We start from the raw sequence: 24,338 nt of genomic DNA on the forward strand, positions 1-24,338 counted from the left end.
GGGTGAGGCGGCGACGGCGCGTCCTGCTCTTGGCTGAACCCGCTCACGTCACCTGATATTTCGCCACCGCGCTCTCGTTCCAGGCGAGCCCAAGGCCGGGACCTTTGGCTGTCACCTTGCCATCCACCACCCGCAGCGGCTCGGCGAGAATGGCGCCGGCGAAGTCCAGCACTTCGAGCCAGTGCGCAGTCGGCGTCACTGCCAGCACATGGGCGCTCGCCTCGGGCAGGATGTGACTCGACATCGGGATCGAGGCGGCGTCGGCTTGCCCCGCGACGTTGAGCCAGCCGGTGATGCCGCCGACCTTCATCAGGTCGGGCATGATGAAGTCGGAGGCGCCGGCGGCGATCGCCTCGGCAAAGCCACGCGGAAACCACCAGTTCTCGCCGGCCTGGATCGGGATCTCCGAGCGCTCGCGCACCCGGGCATGGCCGGAGAGGTTTTCCTGCGGCACCGGCTCCTCGATCCAGGTCAGGTCGTAGGCAGCAAGGTTGGTAATTCGACGTGTCGCCTCAGCGGGATCGAGCGACTGGTTGAAGTCGAGCATCAGCGCCATGTCCGGGCCGAGCAGGGCGCGCAGGCCCTTGATCATCGCTTCGTCGGTCGCGAGATCGCCATGACCGCCCTTGGTCTTGATGGCGCGGAAGCCGTGCTCGTCGCGCGCGGCGCGCAAGGTGCGCTCGTCGTCCTTGGCATCGAGCACGCCATAGCTGTCATAGGCCGGAATCGGCCGCGCCGTGCCGCCGAGCAGCTCGACGACGGGCTTGCCCGCGAGCTGACCGAGCGCATCCCAGAACGCCATGTCGAGGCCCGAGACGGCCATGCCGACGAGGCCCTGCCAGCCGAGCAGGCGGAATTTGGCGTCCATGAGTTTCATCAGGTCGAACGGGACCAGGGCTTGGCCTTTGAGCTCTCGGCTGATCTCCTCGACCAGATGCAGCAGCGGTTTCAAGGCGAGCCTGGTGTAAGCGAACAGGTAGGAATGGCCGGTAACCCCCTGATCGGTTGCGACGTCGATCAGCACCAGCGGTCCGGAGTCGATGATGCCGAACGCGTTGCGCAGGGGGCGCTGCATGGGCGTGATCACGGCGCGCGCCGTGACCCCGGTGATGGCGGCAGTGGTCATGGGGACTGTTCCCTCAGGTTCGTTTCCTCACCTGATCTCATACCACCGCAGCAGCCGCGGCGCCGCCCAGTTGGTCGCCATGCTCTCGACCAGGAACCGGCCGGATTGCTCGGCAAGGAATGCAATGCGCTGGGTCTGGCCGGCCTCCAGCGCCAGCGTGTCGAGCCAATAGGGCTTCCAGCCGTCGTCGAGCCGGTCGAGCAGCCGAAACGGCTGGCCATGAAGGTGGACCACATGGGTGCCGGCGGTCTTGTTCGCCAATGCCAGCACGACCACTTGGCCGGCCTTGGCCTGGAAGGTGGGGGCGCCGGCGGCGTTGAACGCGGCGGGCGGTTGCCAGCCGGCGCCGTCGAGCGCGAGCTCGGCCCGAGCGGCGGTCCTCAGGTCCAGCTTGTCCGGCAACCCGTTCGACGGCAAAGGCGGCGCCGGCGGCAGTGGGGCGGCACGGAGCGGCGGCTCGCTCGATGCCACCAGCCGGGCGAGGGGACGCGGATTGCTGCCGTCGTGCAGCAGCACGGCCAGCACCGTCTTGGCGGCGGGCATGTCGATGAAGACGTCGGTGCGGCCGCCGGGCGGCAGCACCACCGCGCCATTTCGAGCCAGGAAAGGCTCGGCCGGCTGGCCGTCGATGGCCATCACGCGGACGGCGTCGAGGTCGGCGATTTTGATCGCAATCACAGCGCGTTGACAGCCGTTGATGAACCGCAGCCTGACCCGCTCATGGGTCCGCAGCGCGATCTCGGGCTGGACGTGCCCATTGACGGTGTAGATGAGCTCGGTGTCTTGCGCTTCGGTTCTTGGCGCAACCGCGGTGCCGTCCGCCTTGAGCCTGAAATCCTCGACCAGGAAAATTTCGTCGCGGTCGACAGTTACCGTCGCGGCCTCATCGACGATGACAGGCAGCGGGCGGATCGGCACGGCGTCGGCGAGCAGCCGCAGGTCGAGCAGGCCGGTCCCGGCGCGCGACGCCAGGGCTGGAATGGTGGCCCGGCCGCCGGGGCCGATCTCCGCCTGCGCCAGCAGCGGTGCGGGCAAAGCGAGGCCGCGGCTGGACAATGCGGCCGGGATCGAAAGGCCATTCGAAAGGTCAAGATCGAGCGCCGTGCCGCGGGCGAGCCGGACCACCGGGGCCGGTGCAGCCAGCCGCCAGAGCGGGCTGGCCGAGCGTCCCTGGGCCAGCACCAGAGATTCGCCGCGAGCGTTCAACGAAACCGAGATTCGGCCACCGGCCCGAGCCGAGCGGGTAAACGAGGCCGCGCCGGCTGCCGCAAGGCCGCCGAGCAGGGCGCGGCGGCTGAGCCCCTCCGACGGTTCCGTCATGCGACAAAACATCGTGCGATGAGGGGGATGCGGATCATGCTGTTTTCCCTTATCTGTGCGTGCGACACGGTCGATCGGCCTGCCGGTGGTGCTTTCGACAGCCCATTTTTTTGCTGCGGACGGTTTCGTGCGTGGTATAAGCCGCGCCGCCCGCGGCACCGCGGCCGGGCTATCGATGCAGTTCACGCGGGCGTGGCGGAACTGGTAGACGCGCTGGATTTAGGTTCCAGTGACGAAAGTTGTGGGGGTTCGAGTCCCTCCGCCCGCACCAAGCGCTTCTCCGGCGTTTGCCCCAAGTTTTACCGGCAGACCCGCTCTCTCGCACAGAGAAGCGGGGCCGCCGATCCCACCGGCGCAAAGCCTTTTGCTGCGCGTCGTCCACAATTGAGTCAGATGTGTCCGGATCGCAAGGGTTCGGACCGAAGCGGAAGAAGATTGACGCCATGCAGGTCACAGAAACCTTGTCGGAAGGCTTGAAGCACGAGTTCCAGATCAGCGTTCCGGCGGCGGATCTCGACGCCAAGGCGGACGCCAAGCTGGTCGATCTCAAGGACAAGGTCCGCATCAACGGCTTCCGCCCCGGCAAGGTGCCGGTCGCGCATCTGAAGAAGATCTATGGCAAGTCGGTCATGGCGGAGACCATCGACCAGACCATCCGCGACACCAACACGCAGATCTTCACCGAGCGCGGCTTCCGGCTCGCCACCGAGCCGAAGGTGACGATGCCGACGGAGGAGGCCGAGGTCGAGAAGATCCTCTCCGGCCAGTCGGACCTGACCTACACCGTGGCCGTCGAGGTCGTGCCGGCGATTGCGCTCGCCGACTTCAAGACCTTCTCGGTCGAGAAGCCGGTGGCCGACATCACCGATGCCGATGTCGATGAGGCGATCAAGCGCCTGGCCGATGCCAACCGCAGCTACGCGGCGAAGGCCGAGGGCGCGAAGGCCGCGAGCGGTGACCGCGTGAAGATCAACTTCAAGGGCACGATCGACGGCGTCGCCTTCGAGGGCGGCACGGGTGAGGGCATCGACGTCGTGATCGGCTCGAACACCTTCATTCCCGGCTTCGAGGACCAGCTGATCGGTATCGGCGTCGGCGAGACCCGCACCCTGAAGGTCACGTTCCCGACCAATTATCTCAACAACGAGCTGGCCGGGAAGGCGGCGGAGTTCGAAACCACCGCCACCGCCATCGAGGCGCCCGAAGACAAGGTGGTGGACGATGAGTTCGCCAAGACGCTCGGCCTCGAATCGCTCGACAAGCTGAAGCAGTTGATGCGCGATCGTCTCGCCGGCGAGTTCAGCCAGGCGACCCGCCAGCGCGTCAAGCGCGCGCTGCTCGACCGTCTCGACGAGACCCACAAGTTCGATGCGCCGCCGTCGCTGATCGACGAGGAGTTCAACCTGATGTGGAACTCGGTCAAGGCCGAGATGGATTCCAGCGGCAAGACCTTCGCCGACGAGAACACCACCGAGGACAAGGCGAAGGAGGAGTACCGCACCATCGCCGACCGCCGCGTGCGCCTCGGCCTCGTGCTGTCGGAGATCGGCGAGAAGAACAAGATCACCGTGACCGACGACGAGGTCAGCCGCGCCGTGATCGAGCGTGCGCGCTCGATGCCGGGCCGCGAGAAGGAGGTCTGGGACTTCTATCGCAGCAACCCGCAGGCGCTCGCGCAGCTGCGCGCGCCAATCTACGAGGACAAGGTCGTCGACTTCATCCTCGAACTCGCCAACGTGACCGAGAAGAAGGTCTCCAAGGACGAGCTGTTCAAGGACGACGACAGCGACAAGGCGGCCTGATCAGGCTGTCCATCGTAGGGTTCGCGACATAAGCGCGAGATTAAGGTTGACCGGCGAAAGCGCCGGTCGTCCAGGTTCCGGCGCTGGCCGCCGCCGCGGGAATCAGCTTGAACAGGGCAACGACCTCGCTTGCGGCGGGCCAGGGCACCCGGTCTTGTCACCGGCAAATTGGTCCATATCTGTGGGCTCGGTCTTGAAGTTCTGCATCACGGGACACCTGTCCGTCGCTGCTCGTTGAAATGAGCCTCACCTGCGGCGGCCGGTCGTCTCAACTGCTGGTCCAACCCTTGGGTGATTCATGCGCGATCCCGTCGAAACCTATATGAACCTTGTGCCTATGGTGGTCGAACAGACCAACCGCGGCGAGCGCGCCTACGACATCTTCTCGCGCCTCCTGAAGGAGCGCATCATCTTCGTGACCGGTCCGGTCGAGGACGGCATGGCGACCCTGATCGTCGCTCAGCTCCTGTTCCTCGAGGCCGAGAACCCGAAGAAGGAAATCGCGATGTACATCAACTCGCCCGGTGGCGTGGTGACGTCGGGCCTCGCGATCTACGACACGATGCAGTTCATCCGTCCGGCGGTGTCGACGCTGTGCACCGGCCAGGCGGCCTCGATGGGCTCGCTGCTGCTCTGTGCCGGCCACAAGGACATGCGCTTCTCGCTGCCGAACTCGCGCATCATGGTGCATCAGCCGTCCGGCGGGTTCCAGGGCCAGGCGACCGATATCATGCTGCACGCCCAGGAGATCCTGAACCTGAAGAAGCGGCTGAACGAGATCTACGTCAAGCACACCGGCCAGCCCTACAAGGCGATTGAGGACGCCCTGGAGCGCGACAAGTTCCTCACGGCGGAAGCCGCCCAGGAGTTCGGCCTGATCGACAAGGTCATCGACAAGCGGCCGGAAGATCCGGCGGCGATGGGCAAGTGAGCCACCAGTAAGCGACGCGGGGCCCGATGGACGGGCCTCGGGGATGTAACGGCGGCTACTTTACCGGCTTCGGTCGGCAAAGGTGCTGAGGTAGGGTCCCAAAAGAGCCGCAACCTTGCCGTGCGGCCGGCAAATAGGCGTGGCAAACACGCAACGCTCCGCTGATTTCGCGTGTTATTGCCGTGTCAAGCCCCAAAATCACGGTAATGTCACGGTCTAGGGTCTGTGCTCCGATTAGCGAATTCTTGATAGTCGGATGACAGCATGATTGGCTAGAGTGTCGAGTTATGGATCGTGGGGGATTCGCGTAGGTCGTGGGTTCACGACAGGTGAAGAACAAGGTGTTAATTTTGGTACGAAATTTGCTCTTTCACCAGTCTGGTCCGGCCCGTGCCGGATCGGGACGAACGAGCGGACAAGAGCGAACCGCGGACGGAGACAGGAATGAGTAAGGTCGGCACGAGCGACTCGAAGAACACGCTATATTGCTCGTTCTGCGGCAAGAGCCAGCACGAAGTCCGCAAACTGATCGCAGGTCCAACCGTCTTCATCTGCGACGAGTGCGTCGAACTCTGCATGGACATCATCCGCGAGGAGAACAAGTCCTCGCTGGTCAAGTCGCGCGACGGGATTCCGACCCCGAAGGAGATCTGCAAGGTCCTGGACGATTACGTCATCGGCCAGAACCATGCGAAGAAGGTGCTCTCGGTCGCGGTCCACAACCACTACAAGCGGCTGAATCACCAGACCAAGCACTCGGACGTCGAGCTCGCCAAGTCGAACATCCTGCTGATCGGTCCGACCGGCTCGGGTAAGACGCTGCTCGCCCAGACGCTCGCCCGCATCCTGGACGTGCCGTTCACGATGGCGGATGCGACGACCCTGACCGAGGCCGGCTATGTCGGTGAGGACGTCGAGAACATCATCCTGAAGCTGTTGCAGGCGGCCGACTACAATGTCGAGCGCGCGCAGCGTGGCATTGTCTACATCGACGAGATCGACAAGATCAGTCGCAAGTCGGACAATCCCTCGATCACCCGCGACGTGTCGGGCGAGGGCGTCCAGCAGGCGCTGCTCAAGATCATGGAGGGTACGGTTGCGTCGGTTCCGCCGCAGGGCGGCCGCAAGCATCCGCAGCAGGAGTTCCTGCAGGTCGACACCACCAACATCCTGTTCATCTGCGGTGGTGCGTTCTCCGGCCTCGAGAAGATCATCTCGGCGCGCGGCCGGTCGACCTCGATCGGCTTCGCCGCCCAGGTTCTGGCGCCGGAGGACCGCCGCACCGGCGAGATCTTCCGTCACGTCGAGCCTGAGGATCTCCTGAAGTACGGCCTGATCCCCGAGTTCGTCGGCCGTCTTCCGGTCGTTGCGACGCTCGAGGACCTCGACGAGAACTCGCTGAAGAAGATCCTGACCGAGCCCAAGAACGCGCTGGTGAAGCAGTATCAGCGGCTGTTCGAGATGGAGAACATCGAGCTCACCTTCGCCGACGAGGCGCTGGGCGCGGTGGCGCGCAAGGCCATCGAGCGCAAGACCGGCGCGCGTGGTCTGCGGTCGATCCTCGAGAGCATCCTGCTCGAGACGATGTTCGACCTGCCGGGTCTCGAGGGTGTCGAGGAAGTGGTCATCTCGCGCGAGGTGGTCGAGGGCACCGCCCGCCCGCTGTACATTTACGCCGATCGCTCCGATCGCGCGGTGGAAAGCAGCGCCAGCGCGTGAGGCGCGCTGGTACGAGAGACAGAAGACCTCGATTTATTAGATCGGCGATCGCCGCGGACGTCATGTCCGCGGCATCGCCGCGTTTCAGCGTCCCGCCGCGTAAAGCCATTTTTGGCGGGTGTTTACCGATACTTGACACCCCCCGGGTCGATAGCCACCTAATGTCGCGTGGCGATACAAATCTCAATCCCGGGATTCGCCTCAACAACGATCCGAAACAAGCGGGCGATATCGACGCGTCAGTGATGTCCGGATCAGATCGCACCTTGTGGCGGTTGCGCACGATGGCGGACTGCGTGCAAGGGGGCTAAACAAAAGGAACAGGCCATGACGACCCCCAAACCCCGGCCGACCATCGTTTACGGCGAGAGCCACGCCTATCCGGTTCTGCCGCTCCGCGACATCGTCGTCTTCCCGCACAACATCGTTCCGCTGTTCGTCGGCCGCGAGAAATCCATCCGCGCCCTCGAAGAGGTGATGAAGAACGACGCGCTGGTGATGCTCGCGACGCAGAAGAACGCGTCCGACGACGATCCAGCTCCGGATGCGATCTACGAGACCGGGACGCTCGCCAGCGTGCTGCAACTCCTGAAGCTGCCCGACGGCACCGTGAAGGTGCTGGTCGAGGGCCTGGAGCGCGCGCGCGTCGAGAAATACACCGATCGTGCCGACTACTACGAAGCCACTGCCGTTGCGCTCGAGGACACCGACGCCAAGTCGGTCGAAGCCGAGGCACTCGGGCGCTCCGTCGTGTCGGATTTCGAGAGCTATGTGAAGCTGAATAAGAAGATCTCTGCAGAGGTCGTCGGCGTCGTTCAGTCGATCACCGATTTCGGTAAGCTGGCCGACACCGTCGCCTCGCATCTCGCCGTCAAGATCGCCGATCGCCAGGGCATCCTGGAGACGCTGTCCGTCACCACGCGCCTGGAGAAGGTGCTGGGCCTGATGGAGAGCGAGATCTCGGTGCTGCAGGTCGAGAAGCGCATCCGCTCGCGTGTCAAGCGCCAGATGGAGAAGACCCAGCGCGAGTACTACCTGAATGAGCAGATGAAGGCCATTCAGAAGGAGCTGGGCGACGAGGACGGCCGCGACGAGCTCGCCGATCTGGAAGAGCGCATCAACAAGACCAAGCTCTCCAAGGAAGCGCGCGAGAAGGCCCAGCACGAGCTGAAGAAGCTACGCCAGATGTCGCCGATGTCCGCGGAAGCGACTGTCGTGCGCAACTATCTGGATTGGCTGCTGTCGATCCCGTGGAACAAGAAGTCCAAGGTGAAGAAGGATCTGGAGGCCGCGCAGGCGGTTCTGGATGCGGATCACTATGGGCTGGAGAAGGTCAAGGACCGTATCGTCGAGTACCTGGCGGTGCAGTCGCGCGCCAACAAGCTGACCGGCCCGATCCTGTGCCTGGTCGGACCTCCCGGCGTCGGCAAGACCTCGCTCGGCAAGTCGATCGCGAAGGCCACCGGCCGCGAGTTCGTTCGCGTGTCGCTGGGCGGAGTGCGCGACGAGGCGGAGATCCGCGGTCATCGCCGGACCTATATCGGCTCGATGCCCGGCAAGATCATCCAGTCGATGCGCAAGGCCAAGACCTCGAACCCGCTGTTCCTCTTGGACGAGATCGACAAGATGGGCTCGGACTTCCGGGGTGACCCGTCGTCGGCGCTGCTGGAGGTCCTGGACCCCGAGCAGAACACGACCTTCAACGATCACTATCTGGAGGTCGACTACGACCTGTCGAACGTCATGTTCATCACGACCGCGAATACGCTGAATATTCCCGGGCCGCTGATGGACCGCATGGAGATCATCCGCATCGCAGGCTACACCGAGACCGAAAAGCTCGAGATCGCCCGCAAGCATCTGATCCCCAGCGCGATCTCCAAGCACGGCCTGGACTCGAAGGAGTGGTCGATCGACGACGACGCATTGCTGCTCGTGATCCGGCGCTACACCCGCGAAGCGGGCGTACGTAATCTGGAGCGTGAGATTTCCACACTGGCCCGCAAGGCCGTGAAGGAGCTCATGATGTCCAAGAAGAAGTCGGTGAAGATCACCGAGAAGACCGTCGAGGAATTCTTGGGTGTTCCGAAGTTCCGCTTCGGTGAGATCGAGAGCGACGATCAGATCGGGATCGTCACGGGTCTGGCATGGACCGATGTCGGCGGTGAGCTGCTCACCATTGAAGGCGTCATGATGCCCGGCAAGGGCAAGATGACGGTGACGGGCAATCTGCGCGACGTCATGAAGGAGTCGATCTCGGCGGCGGCGTCCTACGTCCGCTCGCGGGCGATCGTCTACGGCATCGAGCCGCCGATGTTCGACCGCCGCGACATCCACGTCCACGTTCCGGAGGGGGCGACCCCGAAGGACGGTCCGTCGGCGGGCGTCGCGATGGCAACCGCAATCATCTCGGTCATGACGGGCATTCCGATCCGTCACGACGTCGCGATGACCGGTGAGATCACCTTGCGTGGTCGCGTGCTGCCGATCGGCGGTCTGAAGGAGAAGCTCCTGGCCGCGGCCCGCGGCGGCATCAAGACGGTGCTGATCCCCGAGGACAACGCCAAGGATCTCACGGAGATTTCCGATGCGATCAAGGGCGGCATGGAGATCATCCCGGTCTCCCGTCTCGACGACGTCGTCGCCCGGGCCCTGGTCCGCAAGCCGGTGCCGATCGTCTGGGAAGAGGACACCAAGGTCCCGGTGAAGGCCGATGGCGACGAAGCCGCCGGCGGCCTGACCGCCCACTGAGGTCCGAACTGATCCAAGGAAACGGCGCCCGTAAGGGCGCCGTTTTCGTTTTGGGGGATCGAGCCACCGACCCTTCGAGCGTGCGTGGTCTGCCCCCACCGTTCCCGCTGCGGCGGTTTCTCGCTGCCGCCGCGTGGTTCCGGCGTTGATTGAGGATCGGGCAGGGGGTAAAGAAGCGCGACGTGAGGGCGGCTAGCTCAGCTGGTTAGAGCATCTCGTTTACACCGAGAGGGTCGGGAGTTCGAATCTCTCGCCGCCTACGATTAGCATCCGCTGGGACGCACCCTCGCAATGGTGACGCTGCGATTGTGGTGCGTCGATTTTCCAAGCTGATGGCGATACTCTCCAGAAGCGCGTTTGTGCGTCGGGTTTCATCGATCTGCTGCTCTCCAAGCTGAGCCACCTTGCCATCGAGCCTCGGCGGCTGAGCCAAACCCACGTCCCGATCACGATGATGGCGCCGCCGAGTGCTCAATTCGGACAAGGGTTCAAAATCCTTTGCGACAGCTGGTGCGAAGCGCCCGGACGATTTCGCGTGGCGATGAACCGTTCTTCGGCTAGCTTGGCGCGCGGCGTGAACATCGCGGGCGAACCGATGACCGACTTCCTGCGCCACTGCACCGGCGGACATGAGCGCGCCATTCCGGCGGGCACCATGCTGCTCGAGGAGGGGCACAACACTGGGCATCTCTACATCCTGCTCGACGGAGAGCTGGAGGTGATCAAGGCCGGCGCCACGGTGGCCGTCATCTCCGAGCCGGGCGCGCTGTTCGGCGAGATGTCGCTCCTGCTGGAGCAGCCGCACACGGCGACCGTGCGGGCGCTCGTCGATTGCCGGATCTACGAGATCCCGGATGCGCCACGCTTCCTCAGTGAAAATCCCGAGGCGACGCTCGCGATTGCGCGCATGCTGGCGCAGCGCCTCAACGTCGCCAACAGCTATCTCGCCGACCTGAAGCGGCAATATGCCGGCCATGGCACCCATCTTTCGATGGTCGGCGAGGTGCTGCAGGGCATGATCAACCTGCCGCCGCAGCAGGTTTCGCCAGGAACGGATCTGGAATCCGATCCACGACTCTGAGCCAGTCCGGCGCCGCCGTCACCGGCTGCGCCGGGCGTTGCAGGGGGCCGGCGAGATCGATCCATTCGGCTTGCCCCGCCGCCAACCAGAAGGCGCGCCCTTCGTCGGTGTCGAGCACCATGTAGGTCGGCGGTCGCCCGGGTTGCCGCCCGGTGTTGAAGACCCAAGTCTCACCGACGCGATCGAACCAGGACCCATCCGTGATGAAGGGCGACTGGTGGACGTGGCCGGAGATCACCATCGCCGGGCGGTGCCGCGCGATGAAGCCTTCGAGCTCGGTGTCGCCGAAGAAGCGCTTGCCGCCCCAGCTCACCGGCGAGTTGGCCGGCGGCGCATGATGCACCCAGATCCAGCGGGCTGTGTCGCGCCTCGCGGCGGCATCGAGCTGGCTTGCGATGGCGGCCTTGACGAGAGGACCGTCCCACCATGGGCAAACCGAGAACAGCGTGTCGCCGATCAGAAGGTCATCGCCGTCGGCTGCGATGCCGAGCTCGCGGACCGTCCTGATCCAGGCCGCGATCTTCTCGCCATCCGGGTTGCGCTCCTCCAGGTCATGATTGCCCGAGCAGATCATGACCCGCGTCTTGGCCGCCAGGAGCGCGAGATATGTCTTCACGACCACGATCTGGGCGCGAATGTCGACGATCGAGGCGAGATCGAGCGCATCGCCGGCGAACACCACCGCATCAAAATGATCGGCAGCCGCCACCAGCCAGTCGAACTGCGGCAGCGAGTAATGAAGATCGGCAACGAGGAGTGCGCGCATGTGGCTCCTGACGCACCTGATCGAAGCAAGAGCGAGACCAGACCCGACGACACCAGAGGCTGTCCCGCTATTGCATTGCGCTACGGCGCTCGCCAGCAGGTCCGCGCGCATCTATCGATCCCTCACCCGCGGCGGTATGATGGGGCCGTTGTTCAGCCGCAGCTGCCAATTGCGAGTGTCCCATGTCTCGTCGTCCGCGACCGCCAATGACTGTTTCCTTCGTCCGCACCGGCGAACGCCGCTACGCGGTGCGCGCGACGCTCGGCGACGGACACACCCTCGAAATGAGCCCGGCGCCTGGCTTCGATCCCTGGATGCCGCATGATCTGCAACACTTCATCGTCGAAAAGCATCTCGGGATTGACGGCGCCGTATTCGGGCGGCTCGCGGCCGGCGGCACGGCCGGGACCTTTCATTTGGTCCCGCATGCGACCTCGTCCCGCGAGGCCGCGCGGCTGCGTCGCAGGCATGAGACCAGGGACCAGCGCCTGATGCCGGATCGCAGCGAGGACTATGCCCGCTCCGAGCGCGCTACATATGTGTGCTGGCAGGACTGGCTGCAGCAGGCTGACGATCCGGCGCTGCGGGCGCGCGGGGCCGAGATGGCACCGTCGGCGCGCAGTCTGCTGGACGGGATGTCAGCGGAGGAGCGCGCGGCCTACACGCCGGCGCGGCGCGACGCCATCCGACAGGAGTTCGCGCGTCTGAGCCGACGTTGGAGCGCTCTCGCCATCGGCGAAAGTCTCTCCGAACCGTGGTGAGGAACGGCCCACTTTCTTACTCAAGCGCATCGCGGCCTCGTGCCTTGACAGGACAGGCGGCTGCATGCGCCATGCCGGCTCTTGCGATGACCTCAATCAGACAGGGCACATCATGCAATTGCCGGCAGGGGACGACCGCAACGCCGACCAGATCGCCTATTGGAACGGGCCCGGCGGCCAGCGCTGGTCCGATCGCCAGGAGGCGCAGGATATCCTGCTCGCACCGGTGTCGCAGATCCTGATCGAGCGTATCGCCGCCAAGCCGGGTGATCGCATTCTCGACATCGGCTGCGGCTGTGGTGGTTTGTCGATCGCACTGGCCGGGCAGGCGGCGCCCGGCGGCTCCGTTCTCGGCGTCGACATCTCCGCACCGATGCTCGAGCGGGCGCGCGCGGTGGCGCCGGCCGGGCTTCCCGCCGAGTTCGTGCTGGCCGACGCCACCGTGCATCCGTTCGCGCCGGCGAGCTTCGATCTGCTGGTGTCGCGGTTCGGGGTGATGTTCTTTGCCGATCCGGTGGCGTCGTTCGCCAACATCCGCCGTGCGCTGAAGCCGGGCGGCCGGGTCGTGTTCGCCTGCTGGCGCGAGCCGAAGGCCAATCCCTGGATGATCGCGCCGCTGCAGGCGGTCTATCGTCACGTCCCGAAGCTGCCGGAGATGGCGCCGGAGGATCCCGGCCCGTTCGCCTTCGCATCCGAAGCGCGAGTGGCGCGGATCCTGGGCGAGGCCGGCTTCAGCGACGTCGCGCTGGAGGCGCATGCGCTGTCACTCGACATCGCCCGCGGGCAGGGTCTCGAGGCGGCAGTGGAGTCGGCCTTCGAAATCGGCCCCGCCAGCCGCGCGCTGGAGGGGCATCCCCAGGAGACGCGCGAGGCGGCGCGGCAGTCGGTCCGCGAGCTGCTGACGCAGCATGTACGCGGCGACAGCGTGACGCTCGCCGGCTCGATCTGGCTGGTGACGGCGCGCGTCTGACGCGCGCCGGACGGCGCTCAGGATCGCTCTTCCCAGATCATCGCCAGATGGATGATGGTCTGCGCCGCCTTCTCCATGTCCTGGACGCTGACCCATTCGAGACGCGAGTGGAAGGCATGCTCGCCGGCAAAGATGTTGGGGCAGGGCAGTCCCATGAACGACAGCCGCGAACCGTCGGTGCCGCCGCGGATCGATGTCCTGACCGGCGTCAGGCCGGCGCGGCGGATCGCCTCCTCGGCATAGGTCACGATCTCCGGATGCAGATCGATGACCTCCTTCATGTTGCGGTATTGCTGCCGAACCTCCATCCGATAGCTCGAGCGCGGATAGTCCTTCAGGACATCCCTGACGATGTCCTCGAGCAGCGCTTCCTTCTGCCGCAGGCCCTGCTCGCTGAAATCGCGCACGATGAAGTCGAGTCGCGCCTGTTCGAGCGCGCCGGAGATCCCGACCGGATGCAGGAAGCCTTCCTTGCCCTCCGTCGTCTCCGGCGAGCAGCCATCCTTCGGGAGCCGATCGACGATTGCGGACGCGATCTTGATCGCGTGCTCCATCTTGCCCTTGGCAAAGCCGGGATGGGCGCTGACGCCGTTGATGAGGATGGTGGCGCCGTCGGCGGCAAAGGTCTCGTCCTCGATGTTGCCGGCGGTTTCGCCATCCATCGTGTAGCCGAAGTCGGCGCCGAGCTTCTTCAGGTCGACCCGGTCGACGCCACGGCCGATCTCCTCGTCCGGCGTGAACAGGATCTTGATGGTGCCATGCTTGATCTGCGGATTGCTGATCAGGAACTGCGCCGCGTCCATGATCTCGGCGATGCCGGCTTTGTTATCGGCCCCGAGCAGGGTGGTGCCGTCGGTGGTGACGATGTCGTTGCCGATCTGGTCCTTCAATGCAGGATGCTCAGCCGCACGGATGATCTGGCTCGGGTCCCCCGGCAGCACGATGTCGCCGCCCTGGTAGTTGCGCACGATCTGCGGCTTCACGTTGGCCCCGGAGCAATCGGGCGACGTGTCCATGTGCGAGCAGAAGCAGATCACCGGCACGGCCTTGTCGGTGGTGGCGGGGATGGTCGCATAGACGTAGCCATGGTCGTCCAGGTGGGCGTCCGAGAGGCCCATTGCCTGCAGCTCGGCTGCGAGCATCCGGCCGAGATTCTTCTGTTTGAGCGTCGAAGGACAGGTCGGCGACGTCGGGTCCGACTGGGTGTCGATCGCGGCGTAGCGGAGCAGGCGCTCGGTGACGGAGTGGGTGTAGCTGCGAAGCGGGTCGGACATGGGCACCAAGAGAGAGAGAGGGAGACGTTACTGGAGGTATCAGTATACTAATATATCAGTTATTGCATGCCAGATACCAGGGGGTGGCAACCTATCAATGGTTTCCGCTCTGATCAAAGATCGTCCGCCAGCTCCCGTGCGGAATACGGCGGGTCGCGGGCCGGCGTTGATCAGCACCGCCTCGCCGACAGCAGGATTGCGCACTCCGGCGCGCGCCACCTGCAGGATACCGACTCCGGCGATTCGAAGCTCATCTTCCTCGCACCGGTGGCGGGCGATTCGTGGGCAGCGTCCGCGAGGAATCTCCTCTCACTCGCTTCCTGGTCAGCAAGTGCGCCTCGGTGGGGACCGCGGCCGGAAATTTCAATGCCCGGTCGGAAGCATGCGCGGTCGGACTTGGCGCCCATTTTGCCATATCCGGCCTGCGACGTCGTCGCGAAGCGACCGCCAGCGCCGCCGCCGCGGGGCGGGGTTGCCGCGGTCCGGAAGGAGAGACGCGGGACAGGTCGATTTGGCCCATCACCGTGCGGCGACTAACGTCGGCTGCCCGGGCCCAGCCAAGGAGATCGGGCGTCCTGCATTGCTCCCCCATCAAGGACTTCGCACAGCTGTCGGTTCATTGTCCTTGACTTCGAAACATCGCCCCTTTAAGTCGCACTCCTCCGCGGATTTCGCGATCACGCGGGAGTAGCTCAGTTGGTTAGAGCGCCGGCCTGTCACGCCGGAGGTCGCGGGTTCGAGCCCCGTCTCTCGCGCCATGTTTTCAATGGCTTAGCTTTTGATGTGATCTGTCCGCTGGCGCAATCAGCGACGCCGCGCGATCCCTTCCCGTCTACGACCTGGCGCTCCGCCGGACTGCAAGTGCTCCGTCGCCGATTTTCCGATCGGCATGAAAAAGGCCACCCGGCGGGTGGCCTGCGATTGCCGTCAGATGGCAGCGGAGCAGTGGCCTCAGCGGACGACCATCGAGTCGCTGGAACTCGTCATGGTCACCGGCTTGCCTGCCTTCACGACGTGCGATGCCGTCTGGCTGTAGTCGACGTTGGCGCGGGTCGCGATGCCGAAAGCGGTCACCGCGATGCCGGCGACCAGGGCAACGACGACGATCTTCAGATGGGTCGATCGGTCTGCGGAATGCAGCGAGTGGTTCATGTCAGCCTCCCGGCGTCTCAGAGCGCCACTTTGTTGCCTGGACATGTACCCCCGCTTTGTTTCGATCCCGTTTCTTCGTTTCCTCAAAATGGTTTCATCGGTTGCAGCTGTCGCGGCGGCAATCGGGAGTATGCGGCCGGGGCTAACAGCGCGCGGCGGTGCCGGTATCGACGGCGGCCGCGGATGATCTTGATCCGGTGGCCCATCGTGACCATCTCCCGCGGTAACGGAAGCCTATCGGGTGACGGTCTCGTCGCCTCGTTTGGATCTCCCGATCGAGCGCTGATCCGCATCCGTCTCCGACCAGCCAGCCTGCGCACACCGGCGTGCGTCCTCGCGATTGCGGATCGCCTCAGCGTCCTGCGTTGGACCGTGCGGCACCGTAATGCTGCGGGTCTGCAATGCGGCTCCTGCACGCGTCATCCGCGGCGCCGTTGCTCGGTGTGTCCGGGTTTCCGCAATGTGGGGAGGGATGACACCGGCGAGACGGCTTGTCTTGCGCGGCTTGGTGCGCTGCGCTAAGGCTTCGACCAATTCCAATGCAACGAGTCTGCGGTTTGCACCGAAACCGCAGAGGAAAGTGGCGCCGATGACCGGCATCCTTCAGAACTATCTCCCCCTCGTCGTTTTCATAGGTGTCGCAGCCATCATCGGGGTGGTGCTGCTGATCGCGCCGTTCCTGGTCGCCTACCAGCAGCCCGATCCCGAGAAGCTCTCCGCGTACGAGTGCGGCTTCAATGCGTTCGACGACGCCCGCATGAAGTTCGACGTCCGCTTCTATCTGGTTGCCATCCTTTTCATCATCTTCGACCTCGAAGTCGCCTTCCTGTTCCCCTGGGCAGTCGCATTCGGCAAGCTCGGCGCGGCCGGCTTCTGGTCGATGCTGGTGTTCCTGGCCGTGTTGACGGTCGGGTTTGCCTACGAATGGAAGAAAGGCGCGCTTGAATGGGATTGAGCCCGACCACGTCCTCGACCGGGCCGGCGATCGCTCCGGCCCCGAAGGGCATTCTCGATCCCGCGACCGGCAGGCCGATCGGTGCCAACGACCCGTATTTCCTCGAGGTCAGGCACGAACTGTCGGACAAGGGATTCTTCGTCGCCACCGCTGACGATCTCATCACCTGGGCCCGCACCGGCTCGCTGATGTGGATGACGTTCGGCCTAGCCTGCTGCGCCGTCGAGATGATGCAGGTCTCGATGCCGCGCTACGACGTCGAGCGGTTCGGCTTCGCGCCGCGCGCCTCGCCGCGCCAGTCCGACGTGATGATCGTCGCCGGCACGCTGACCAACAAGATGGCGCCGGCGCTGCGCAAGGTCTACGACCAGATGCCGGAGCCGCGCTACGTCATCTCGATGGGGTCGTGCGCCAATGGCGGCGGCTACTATCACTATTCCTATTCGGTGGTCCGCGGCTGCGACCGCATCGTTCCCATTGACATCTACGTGCCCGGCTGTCCGCCGACCGCCGAAGCGCTGCTGTACGGTGTGCTGCTGCTGCAGAAGAAGATCCGGCGCACCGGCACCATCGAACGCTGAAGGTTTTTCGTTATGGACGACGGCAGGCTCGACGCCCTTGGGCAGACGATCGTAAGCGCGCTCCCGGGCGCCGCGATCGGCCATACGGTCGCTTTCAATCAGCTCACGGTGAACGTGGAGTCCGCCCGGATCGTCGAGGTCGTGACACATCTGCGCGACGATCCGGCTCTCCGCTTCGTCAACATCACCGACATCACGGCGGTCGACTATCCTGAGCGCGCCAAACGTTTCGATGTTGTCTATCACTTCCTGTCACCGACGCTGAACGCGCGCATCCGGCTCAAGGCCGAGGCCGACGAGACGACGCAGGTGCCGTCGCTGATCGATGTCTTTCCGGGCGCCGATTGGTTCGAGCGCGAGGCCTACGACCTCTACGGCGTGATCTTCGTCGGCCACCCGGACATGCGCCGCCTGCTGACGGATTACGGCTTCGACGGCCATCCGCTGCGCAAGGACTTCCCGACGACGGGGTTCGTCGAGGTGCGCTACGACGATCAGGAGAAGCGGGTCATCTACGAGCCGGTGCGGCTCAACCAGGAGTTCCGCAAGTTCGATTTCCTGTCGCCCTGGGAAGGTGCGGACTATCCGCTGCCCGGCGACGAGAAGGCGACGAAGTGAGTGGGAGCGCGAGCATGAACGAGCAGAGCCCGGCCCTCCGCAACTTCACGATCAATTTCGGCCCGCAGCATCCGGCGGCCCATGGCGTTCTGCGCCTGGTGCTGGAGCTGGACGGCGAGGTGGTCGAGCGCGTCGATCCGCATATCGGCCTGCTGCATCGCGGCACCGAGAAGCTGATCGAGACCAAGACCTACATGCAGGCGATGCCCTATTTCGATCGGCTCGACTACGTCGCGCCGATGAATCAGGAGCATGCCTTCTGCCTCGCCGCCGAACGCCTGCTCGGCATCGAGGTTCCGCGCCGCGGCCAGCTGATCCGCGTGCTCTACTCCGAGATCGGACGGCTGCTGTCGCATCTGCTCAACGTCACCACCCAGGCGATGGACGTCGGCGCGCTGACCCCGCCGCTGTGGGGCTTCGAGGAGCGCGAGAAGCTGATGGTGTTCTATGAGCGCGCCTCCGGCTCGCGCATGCACGCCAACTACTTCCGCATCGGTGGCGTCCACCAGGACCTGCCGCCGAAGCTGATCGACGACATCGACGCATTCTGCGATCCGTTCCTGAAGGTGGTCAACGATCTCGACCGGCTCCTCACCGGCAACCGCATCTTCAAGCAGCGTAACGTCGACATCGGCGTCGTGACCCTGAAGCAGGCCTGGGAGTGGGGCTTCTCCGGCGTGATGGTGCGCGGCTCGGGCGCGGCCTGGGACCTGCGCAAGTCGCAGCCCTACGACGTCTATGCCGAGATGGAGTTCGACGTTCCGATCGGCAAGAACGGCGACTGCTACGACCGCTATCTGATCCGCATGGAAGAGATGCGGCAGTCGGTGCGGATCATGAAGCAGTGCATCCAGAAGCTGCGAGCACCGGACGGGCAGGGCCCGGTGATGATCACCGACAACAAGATCGCTCCGCCGCGCCGTGGCGAGATGAAGCGCTCGATGGAAGCGCTGATCCACCACTTCAAACTCTACACCGAAGGCGTGCACGTGCCGGCAGGCGAGATCTATGCGGCCGTCGAGGCGCCGAAGGGCGAGTTCGGCGTCTATCTCGTCGCCGACGGCACCAACAAGCCGTACAAGTGCAAGATCCGCGCTCCGGGCTTCGCGCATCTACAGGCGATGGATTTCATCTGCCGCGGCCATCTGCTCGCCGACGTCTCGGCCATTCTCGGCTCGCTCGACATCGTGTTCGGAGAGGTGGACCGCTGATGGGCCATGCGCCGATCCAGTTCGATCGTGCTTCTGGAGCGCTCGAAGGAGCGAACCTCTGGGAGCGCACGGCTGCATTGGCGCTGTCGACCGGCTCGAAGATTTCCTCGCATTTCTCGCATCGCGGCTACAACCGCTGTGCCAATCTGCTGCGCCTGGCGCTGCCCGAACGCGACATCGCGGTGAAGCTCAACCCGGACGCCGTGTTCGAGTTTCCCTATGGCGACGGCTATTGGAGCAAGCTGCTCAACCGCGACTATCACTATGAGGACGAACTCGAGTTCCTGTTTCTCGGCACTGTCGATGTCGACTACACCTTCATCGACGGCGGGGCCAATTACGGCTACTGGTCGGTGCTGGTGTCGAGCACGCCCTACGGCGCGCACAAGGCGATCGCGATCGAGCCGTCCTCGGCGAACTTCGCCAAGCTCGCGAACAATGCGCAGATCAACGGCGGCCGCTTCGAAGTGATGAAGTGCGCCATCGGCGAACGCCGCGGCGTCGCGCATCTCACCGGTACCAAGCACGAGGCCTTCAGTATCGCCGGCGACAGCGCCGGCGGCGAGCAGGTACCGGTGATGGCGCTCGACGATCTGATCGACGACGGCAAGGTCGCCGCTTCCGGCAAGTACCTGATCAAGCTCGACGTCGAGGGCGTCGAGATCGAGGCGATCAAGGGCGGGGCGCGGCTGCTCGCGACCGACAGCATGATCCTGTGCGAGGAGCACGGCCAGGATCGCAACCATACGGTTTCGCGCTACATCCTCGATCAGACGCCGATGCAACTGATGGTCTACGACCCCGCAAGCGGCCGCCTTGAGACCGTGACAGAGCTGTCGATCCTCGACCGGATCAAGGCGTCCGCCCACGTCGGCTATAACGTGTTCGGAACTGCAAGTGCCTTCTGGCAGAATCGCGTCGCAGCGCTCAATGCAAGTGCCGCGCGCCGCATGCAATGAAAGATTGAAGAGCCATGTCCGTCCGCCGTCTTGCCCCGAAGGAAGTCCAGCCCGCGAGCTTTGCGTTCACGGACGAGAACCTTGCCTTCGCCAAAGCGCAGATCGCGAAATATCCGGAAGGCCGCCAGGCCTCGGCCGTGATCGCGATCCTGTGGCGCGCGCAGGAGCAGAACGAGGGCTGGGTGTCGGAGGCGGCCATCCGCGTCGTCGCCGACATGCTCGGCATGCCGTACATCCGCGTGCTCGAAGTCGCGACCTTCTACACGATGTTCCAGCTGCAGCCGGTCGGCAAGAAGGCGCATGTGCAGGTGTGCGGCACCACGCCGTGCCGTCTGCGCGGCGCCGAAGAACTGATCGAGGTCTGCAAGCATCGCATCCATCACGATCCCTTCCACCTGTCGAAGGACGGCGACTTCAGCTGGGAAGAGGTCGAGTGCCTGGGCGCCTGCGTGAACGCGCCGATGGTGCAGGTCTGGAAGGACACCTATGAGGATCTGACGCCGGAGAGCTTCGGCAAGGTGCTCGACGGCTTCGCGACCGGCAACCTGCCGACGCCGGGTCCGCAGAATGGCCGCCAGTTCTCGGCGCCGGCGGGCGGGCCGACCACGCTGAAGGAGAAGACATGAGCCGCAATCGCACCCGCGTTGCGGCCCTGACCGAAGAGGGCGCCGCAATGAAGAACTGGCGCTACGTGGCACTGCATACGCTCGCAGCCGCCGCTTTCATTTTCGTGCTGCAGCGGTTCGCGCTCAATGCGACGCTGGAGTCCAGTCTGCTGTGGGCCTTGGTGTTCGGCGGCTGCGCCGCCTTCATCGCCACCATGCAGTCGAACCGCTGACACCCGAGGAAGCCGTCTGATCATGCTCGACGACAAGGACCGCATCTTCACCAACCTCTATGGCCTGCATGATTGGGGCCTCGAAGGCGCACGCCGGCGCGGCAGCTGGGATGGCACCAAGGCGCTGATCGAAAAAGGTCGCGACTGGATCATCAACGAGATGAAGGCTTCCGGCCTGCGCGGCCGCGGCGGCGCCGGCTTCCCGACCGGCTTGAAATGGTCGTTCATGCCGAAGGAATCGACCGACGGTCGGCCGAGCTACCTCGTGGTCAACGCCGACGAGTCCGAGCCCGGCACCTGCAAGGATCGCGAGATCATGCGGCACGATCCGCATCATCTCGTCGAGGGCTGCCTGCTGGCCAGCTTCGCGATGAACGCGCATGCCTGCTACATCTATGTGCGCGGCGAGTTCATCCGCGAGCGCGAGCGGCTGCAGGCGGCGATCGATCAGGCCTATGAGGCCAACCTGATCGGCAAGAACAACATCCATGGCTGGCCGTTCGATCTCTATGTCGCGCATGGCGCCGGCGCCTATATCTGCGGCGAGGAGACCGCGCTGCTGGAGAGCCTCGAAGGCAAAAAGGGCCAGCCGCGGCTGAAGCCGCCTTTCCCAGCGAACGTCGGCCTCTATGGCTGCCCGACCACCGTCAACAACGTCGAGTCGATCGCGGTGGCGCCGACCATCCTGCGCCGCGGCGCCGCGTGGTTTGCCGGCATCGGCCGTCCGAACAATGTCGGCACAAAACTGTTCTGCATCTCCGGTCACGTCGAGCGGCCTTGCAACGTCGAAGAGGCGATGGGCATCCCGTTCCGCGAGCTGATCGAGAAGCATTGCGGCGGCATCCGTGGCGGCTGGGACAATCTGAAGGCGGTCATCCCCGGCGGCTCGTCCGTGCGCATGGTGCCGGCCGAGCAGATCATCGATACGCCGATGGATTTCGACAGCCTGTCGAAGCTGCGCTCCGGCCTCGGCACCGCGGCCGTGATCGTGATGGACAAGTCGACCGACCTGATCCGAGCGATCGCGCGCATTTCCTACTTCTACAAGCATGAGAGCTGCGGCCAGTGTACGCCGTGCCGCGAGGGCACCGGCTGGATGTGGCGCGTGCTGACGCGCATGGCCGAGGGCCGGGCGCACAAGCGCGAGATCGACATGCTGCTCGAAGTCACCAAGCAGATCGAGGGCCACACGATCTGCGCGCTGGGCGACGCGGCAGCTTGGCCGATCCAGGGGCTGATCACGCATTTCCGTCACGAGATCGAGGCGCGCATTGACCAGTATTCGCACAAGGCCGATGTCGACGACGTGGGCGTGCGCGATCCCGCGCGCATGGTAGCGGCGGAGTAGGTGATGGCGGCCCGGTTCGCCAGCAACGTTTTCCCCGCGCTCGCGCCCTCACGGTGCGCAGCGGCGCGGTGGCCCGTGGTTTGAGAGAGATGTGAGGCAATGACCAAGATCATCATCGATGGCAAAGAGATCGATGTGCCGCCGGAGTACACGCTGTTGCAGGCGTGCGAGGCGGCGGGCGCCGAGATCCCGCGCTTCTGCTATCATGAGCGGCTGTCGATCGCCGGCAACTGCCGGATGTGCCTCGTCGAGGTGAAGGGCGGACCGAAACCGGTCGCGAGCTGCGCCTGGGGCGTGCGCGACTGCCGGCCGGGCCCGAAGGGCGAGCCGCCGGAGATCTCGACGCGGTCGCCGATGGTCAAGAAGGCGCGCGAAGGCGTGATGGAATTCCTTCTGATCAACCATCCGCTGGACTGCCCGATCTGCGACCAGGGCGGCGAGTGTGACCTGCAGGACCAGGCGATGGGCTATGGTGTGGACACCAGCCGCTTCGCCGAGAACAAGCGCGCCGTCGAGGACAAGTATCTCGGCGCATTGGTCAAGACCTCGATGAACCGCTGCATCCAGTGCACGCGTTGCGTCCGCTTCTCGGCGGAAGTCTGCGGCGTGCCGGAAATGGGCGCGATCGGCCGTGGCGAGGACATGGAGATCACGACGTATCTCGAGCAGGCGCTGAGTTCGGAGCTGCAGGGCAATCTGGTCGACATCTGCCCGGTCGGTGCGCTGACCTCGAAGCCCTACGCTTTCGCCGCACGCCCCTGGGAGCTCGGCAAGACGCAGTCGATCGACGTCATGGACGGCGTGGGCTCGGCGATCCGTGTCGACACCCGCGGCCGCGAGGTGATGCGCATCCTGCCGCGCATCAACGATGCCGTGAACGAGGAGTGGATCTCCGACAAGACCCGCCATGTCGTCGACGGCCTGCGCACGCAGCGGCTCGATCGTCCCTACGTTCGCGAGGATGGCAAGCTGCGCGCCGCCTCCTGGCCGGAGGCGTTCAAGGCGATTGCCACCAAGCTGTCGCGCATCGACGGCAAGCGCATCGGCGCGATCGCCGGCGATCTCGCCGCGGTCGAAGAGATGTTCGCGCTCAAGGATCTGCTCGCCAAGCTCGGCTCGACCAACGTCGCGGTGCAAGGCGGTGACAGCTTCGATGCCAAGCTCGGCCGTGCGTCCTATCTGTTCAATCCGACCATCGCGGGTATCGAGCAGGCCGACGCGATCCTGATCATTGGCGCCAATCCGCGCAAGGAAGCGGCCGTGCTCAACGCCCGCATCCGCAAGCGCTGGCGCTCGGGCCAGCTCAAGGTCGGCGTGGTCGGTCCCAAGGCCGACCTGACCTATGCCTATGAGCACATCGGCGCGGGCACGGACTCGCTGAGCGACGTCGCCGCCGGCAAGCACTCGTTTGCGACCACCTTCCGCAACGCCAAGAACCCGATCGTGCTGGTCGGCGCCGGCGCCGCGGCGCGCCACGATGGCGGCGCGATCCTGTCGCTGGCCGCCAAGATCGCGATGGACGTCAACGCCGTGCGCGACGACTGGAACGGCTTTGCCGTGCTGCACGACACCGCCTCGCGGGTCGGCGCCCTCGACATCGGCTTCAACGGCACCGGCCTCACGGCTGCGCAGATGACGACGTTCGGCACCATGGACGTGATGTTCCTGCTCGGCGCCGACGAGGTCGATGTGCCCGAGGGCGTTTTCGTCGTCTACATCGGTACCCATGGCGACCGCGGTGCCCATCGTGCCGATGTCATCCTGCCGGGGGCTGCCTACACCGAGAAGTCCGGGCTCTACGTCAACACCGAGGGCCGGGTGCAGATGACGGGCCGGGCGTCATTCCCGCCGGGCGAGGCACGCGAGGACTGGGCGATCATCCGGGCGCTGTCCGACGTGCTCGGCAGGAAGCTCGGCTACGACTCGCTGGCCGCGCTGCGCGTTGCGATCATCAAGGCCGTGCCGCATCTTGGCCGCGTCGACCAGATCGAGGCGGGCAAGATCGCCGACATCAAGACCCTGGCTGGCAAGGGCGGCAACCTCGAGAAGGCACCGTTCAAGCCGCTGATCGACGACTTCTATCTCACCAATCCGATCGCGCGCGCATCGGCGGTCATGGCGGAATGTTCCCGTCTGGCTTCCGGGCAGATGCTGACGGCAGCGGAGTGAGCGTGA

21 protein-coding genes and 3 tRNA genes are annotated in these 24,338 nt (G+C 64.8%); 19 read left to right on the plus strand and 5 right to left on the minus strand.

Annotated elements, in window-relative coordinates; translation table 11 throughout:
* Positions 1–43: 43 nt before the first annotated feature.
* Both ACQR13_RS19585 and ACQR13_RS19590 read right to left on the minus strand, forming a co-directional pair.
* Positions 44–1,126, minus strand: a complete 1,083-nt coding sequence (locus tag ACQR13_RS19585; RefSeq protein WP_434863123.1) for an enolase C-terminal domain-like protein — start codon at positions 1,124–1,126, stop codon at positions 44–46.
* A gap of 27 nt (positions 1,127–1,153) precedes the next feature.
* The gene (locus ACQR13_RS19590; RefSeq protein ID WP_434843818.1) at positions 1,154–2,458 is read right to left on the minus strand and encodes a multicopper oxidase family protein; all 1,305 of its coding nucleotides are present in this window, start codon (positions 2,456–2,458) and stop codon (positions 1,154–1,156) included.
* Between the two features lie 174 nt (positions 2,459–2,632).
* Between ACQR13_RS19590 and ACQR13_RS19595 the strand changes: the two genes are divergently transcribed.
* The 7 genes from ACQR13_RS19595 to ACQR13_RS19625 all read left to right on the plus strand — a co-directional run bounded on the left by ACQR13_RS19595 (position 2,633) and on the right by ACQR13_RS19625 (position 10,730).
* Positions 2,633–2,717, plus strand: a tRNA-Leu gene (locus tag ACQR13_RS19595).
* Between the two features lie 172 nt (positions 2,718–2,889).
* Complete coding sequence (gene tig, locus ACQR13_RS19600; protein ID WP_315711530.1) at positions 2,890–4,248, plus strand: trigger factor; 1,359 nt, start codon at positions 2,890–2,892, stop codon at positions 4,246–4,248.
* Positions 4,249–4,546: 298 nt separating this feature from the next.
* Positions 4,547–5,179, plus strand: a complete 633-nt coding sequence (locus tag ACQR13_RS19605) for an ATP-dependent Clp protease proteolytic subunit (RefSeq protein WP_315711531.1) — start codon at positions 4,547–4,549, stop codon at positions 5,177–5,179.
* 444 nt (positions 5,180–5,623) lie between these two features.
* The gene (gene clpX / locus ACQR13_RS19610; protein WP_012044595.1) at positions 5,624–6,898 is read left to right on the plus strand and encodes an ATP-dependent Clp protease ATP-binding subunit ClpX; all 1,275 of its coding nucleotides are present in this window, start codon (positions 5,624–5,626) and stop codon (positions 6,896–6,898) included.
* Between the two features lie 327 nt (positions 6,899–7,225).
* Positions 7,226–9,649: an endopeptidase La gene (lon, locus tag ACQR13_RS19615; RefSeq protein ID WP_315711533.1), complete on the plus strand. Its 2,424-nt coding sequence runs from the start codon at positions 7,226–7,228 to the stop codon at positions 9,647–9,649.
* Between the two features lie 186 nt (positions 9,650–9,835).
* Positions 9,836–9,909 (plus strand) — tRNA-Val (locus ACQR13_RS19620).
* 335 nt (positions 9,910–10,244) lie between these two features.
* Positions 10,245–10,730: a Crp/Fnr family transcriptional regulator gene (locus ACQR13_RS19625; protein WP_316165221.1), complete on the plus strand. Its 486-nt coding sequence runs from the start codon at positions 10,245–10,247 to the stop codon at positions 10,728–10,730.
* On the opposite strand, the gene ACQR13_RS19630 is transcribed toward ACQR13_RS19625, so the two are convergent.
* Entirely contained in the window at positions 10,669–11,496 is an 828-nt protein-coding gene (locus ACQR13_RS19630) for a metallophosphoesterase family protein (RefSeq protein ID WP_434863124.1), read from the minus strand. The two genes, ACQR13_RS19625 and ACQR13_RS19630, sit on opposite strands and share 62 nt — an antisense overlap.
* A 206-nt stretch (positions 11,497–11,702) precedes the next feature.
* Here ACQR13_RS19630 and ACQR13_RS19635 point away from each other — a divergent pair, with 206 nt between their 5' ends.
* Positions 11,703–12,257, plus strand: coding sequence for a hypothetical protein (locus tag ACQR13_RS19635; protein WP_315750882.1), 555 nt, complete (start codon positions 11,703–11,705; stop codon positions 12,255–12,257).
* A 112-nt stretch (positions 12,258–12,369) separates the two neighbouring features.
* Positions 12,370–13,227, plus strand: a complete 858-nt coding sequence (locus ACQR13_RS19640; RefSeq protein WP_316170110.1) for a class I SAM-dependent methyltransferase — start codon at positions 12,370–12,372, stop codon at positions 13,225–13,227.
* A 17-nt stretch (positions 13,228–13,244) separates the two neighbouring features.
* On the opposite strand, the gene pepT is transcribed toward ACQR13_RS19640, so the two are convergent.
* Entirely contained in the window at positions 13,245–14,501 is a 1,257-nt protein-coding gene (pepT, locus tag ACQR13_RS19645) for a peptidase T (RefSeq protein ID WP_316170111.1), read from the minus strand.
* A gap of 681 nt (positions 14,502–15,182) precedes the next feature.
* Between pepT and ACQR13_RS19650 the strand changes: the two genes are divergently transcribed.
* Positions 15,183–15,259 (plus strand) — tRNA-Asp (locus ACQR13_RS19650).
* 193 nt (positions 15,260–15,452) lie between these two features.
* On the opposite strand, the gene ACQR13_RS19655 is transcribed toward ACQR13_RS19650, so the two are convergent.
* Complete coding sequence (locus ACQR13_RS19655) at positions 15,453–15,653, minus strand: hypothetical protein (protein ID WP_315711542.1); 201 nt, start codon at positions 15,651–15,653, stop codon at positions 15,453–15,455.
* A 589-nt stretch (positions 15,654–16,242) separates the two neighbouring features.
* Between ACQR13_RS19655 and ACQR13_RS19660 the strand changes: the two genes are divergently transcribed.
* From ACQR13_RS19660 to nuoG, 9 genes are all read left to right on the plus strand, one after another.
* On the plus strand, positions 16,243–16,608 hold the full coding sequence (locus tag ACQR13_RS19660; RefSeq protein ID WP_008964559.1) for an NADH-quinone oxidoreductase subunit A: 366 nt from the start codon (positions 16,243–16,245) through the stop codon (positions 16,606–16,608).
* Entirely contained in the window at positions 16,605–17,189 is a 585-nt protein-coding gene (locus ACQR13_RS19665; RefSeq protein WP_173424458.1) for a NuoB/complex I 20 kDa subunit family protein, read from the plus strand. The genes ACQR13_RS19660 and ACQR13_RS19665 overlap by 4 nt, the downstream gene beginning before the upstream one ends.
* Before the next feature lie 12 nt (positions 17,190–17,201).
* On the plus strand, positions 17,202–17,807 hold the full coding sequence (locus tag ACQR13_RS19670; RefSeq protein ID WP_315750887.1) for an NADH-quinone oxidoreductase subunit C: 606 nt from the start codon (positions 17,202–17,204) through the stop codon (positions 17,805–17,807).
* A gap of 14 nt (positions 17,808–17,821) precedes the next feature.
* Positions 17,822–19,018, plus strand: coding sequence for an NADH-quinone oxidoreductase subunit D (locus ACQR13_RS19675; RefSeq protein ID WP_434863125.1), 1,197 nt, complete (start codon positions 17,822–17,824; stop codon positions 19,016–19,018).
* Positions 19,018–19,977, plus strand: a complete 960-nt coding sequence (locus ACQR13_RS19680; protein WP_315750889.1) for an FkbM family methyltransferase — start codon at positions 19,018–19,020, stop codon at positions 19,975–19,977. Before ACQR13_RS19675 ends, ACQR13_RS19680 begins: the two co-directional genes overlap by 1 nt.
* A 14-nt stretch (positions 19,978–19,991) precedes the next feature.
* Positions 19,992–20,603 (plus strand): NADH-quinone oxidoreductase subunit NuoE, encoded by a 612-nt coding sequence (gene nuoE, locus ACQR13_RS19685; RefSeq protein WP_172109602.1) that lies wholly within the window; start codon positions 19,992–19,994, stop codon positions 20,601–20,603.
* Positions 20,600–20,815, plus strand: coding sequence for a hypothetical protein (locus tag ACQR13_RS19690; protein WP_315711550.1), 216 nt, complete (start codon positions 20,600–20,602; stop codon positions 20,813–20,815). Before nuoE ends, ACQR13_RS19690 begins: the two co-directional genes overlap by 4 nt.
* Before the next feature lie 22 nt (positions 20,816–20,837).
* A complete protein-coding gene (gene nuoF, locus ACQR13_RS19695; RefSeq protein ID WP_315750890.1) occupies positions 20,838–22,163 on the plus strand; it encodes an NADH-quinone oxidoreductase subunit NuoF in 1,326 nt (441 codons plus the stop codon).
* Between the two features lie 99 nt (positions 22,164–22,262).
* On the plus strand, positions 22,263–24,332 hold the full coding sequence (gene nuoG, locus ACQR13_RS19700; protein WP_315711555.1) for an NADH-quinone oxidoreductase subunit NuoG: 2,070 nt from the start codon (positions 22,263–22,265) through the stop codon (positions 24,330–24,332).
* Positions 24,333–24,338 lie beyond the last annotated feature (6 nt).

The organism is Bradyrhizobium sp. HKCCYLRH3059 (assembly GCF_051168035.1).
In the GTDB taxonomy this organism is placed as follows: Bacteria; Pseudomonadota; Alphaproteobacteria; order Rhizobiales; family Xanthobacteraceae; genus Bradyrhizobium.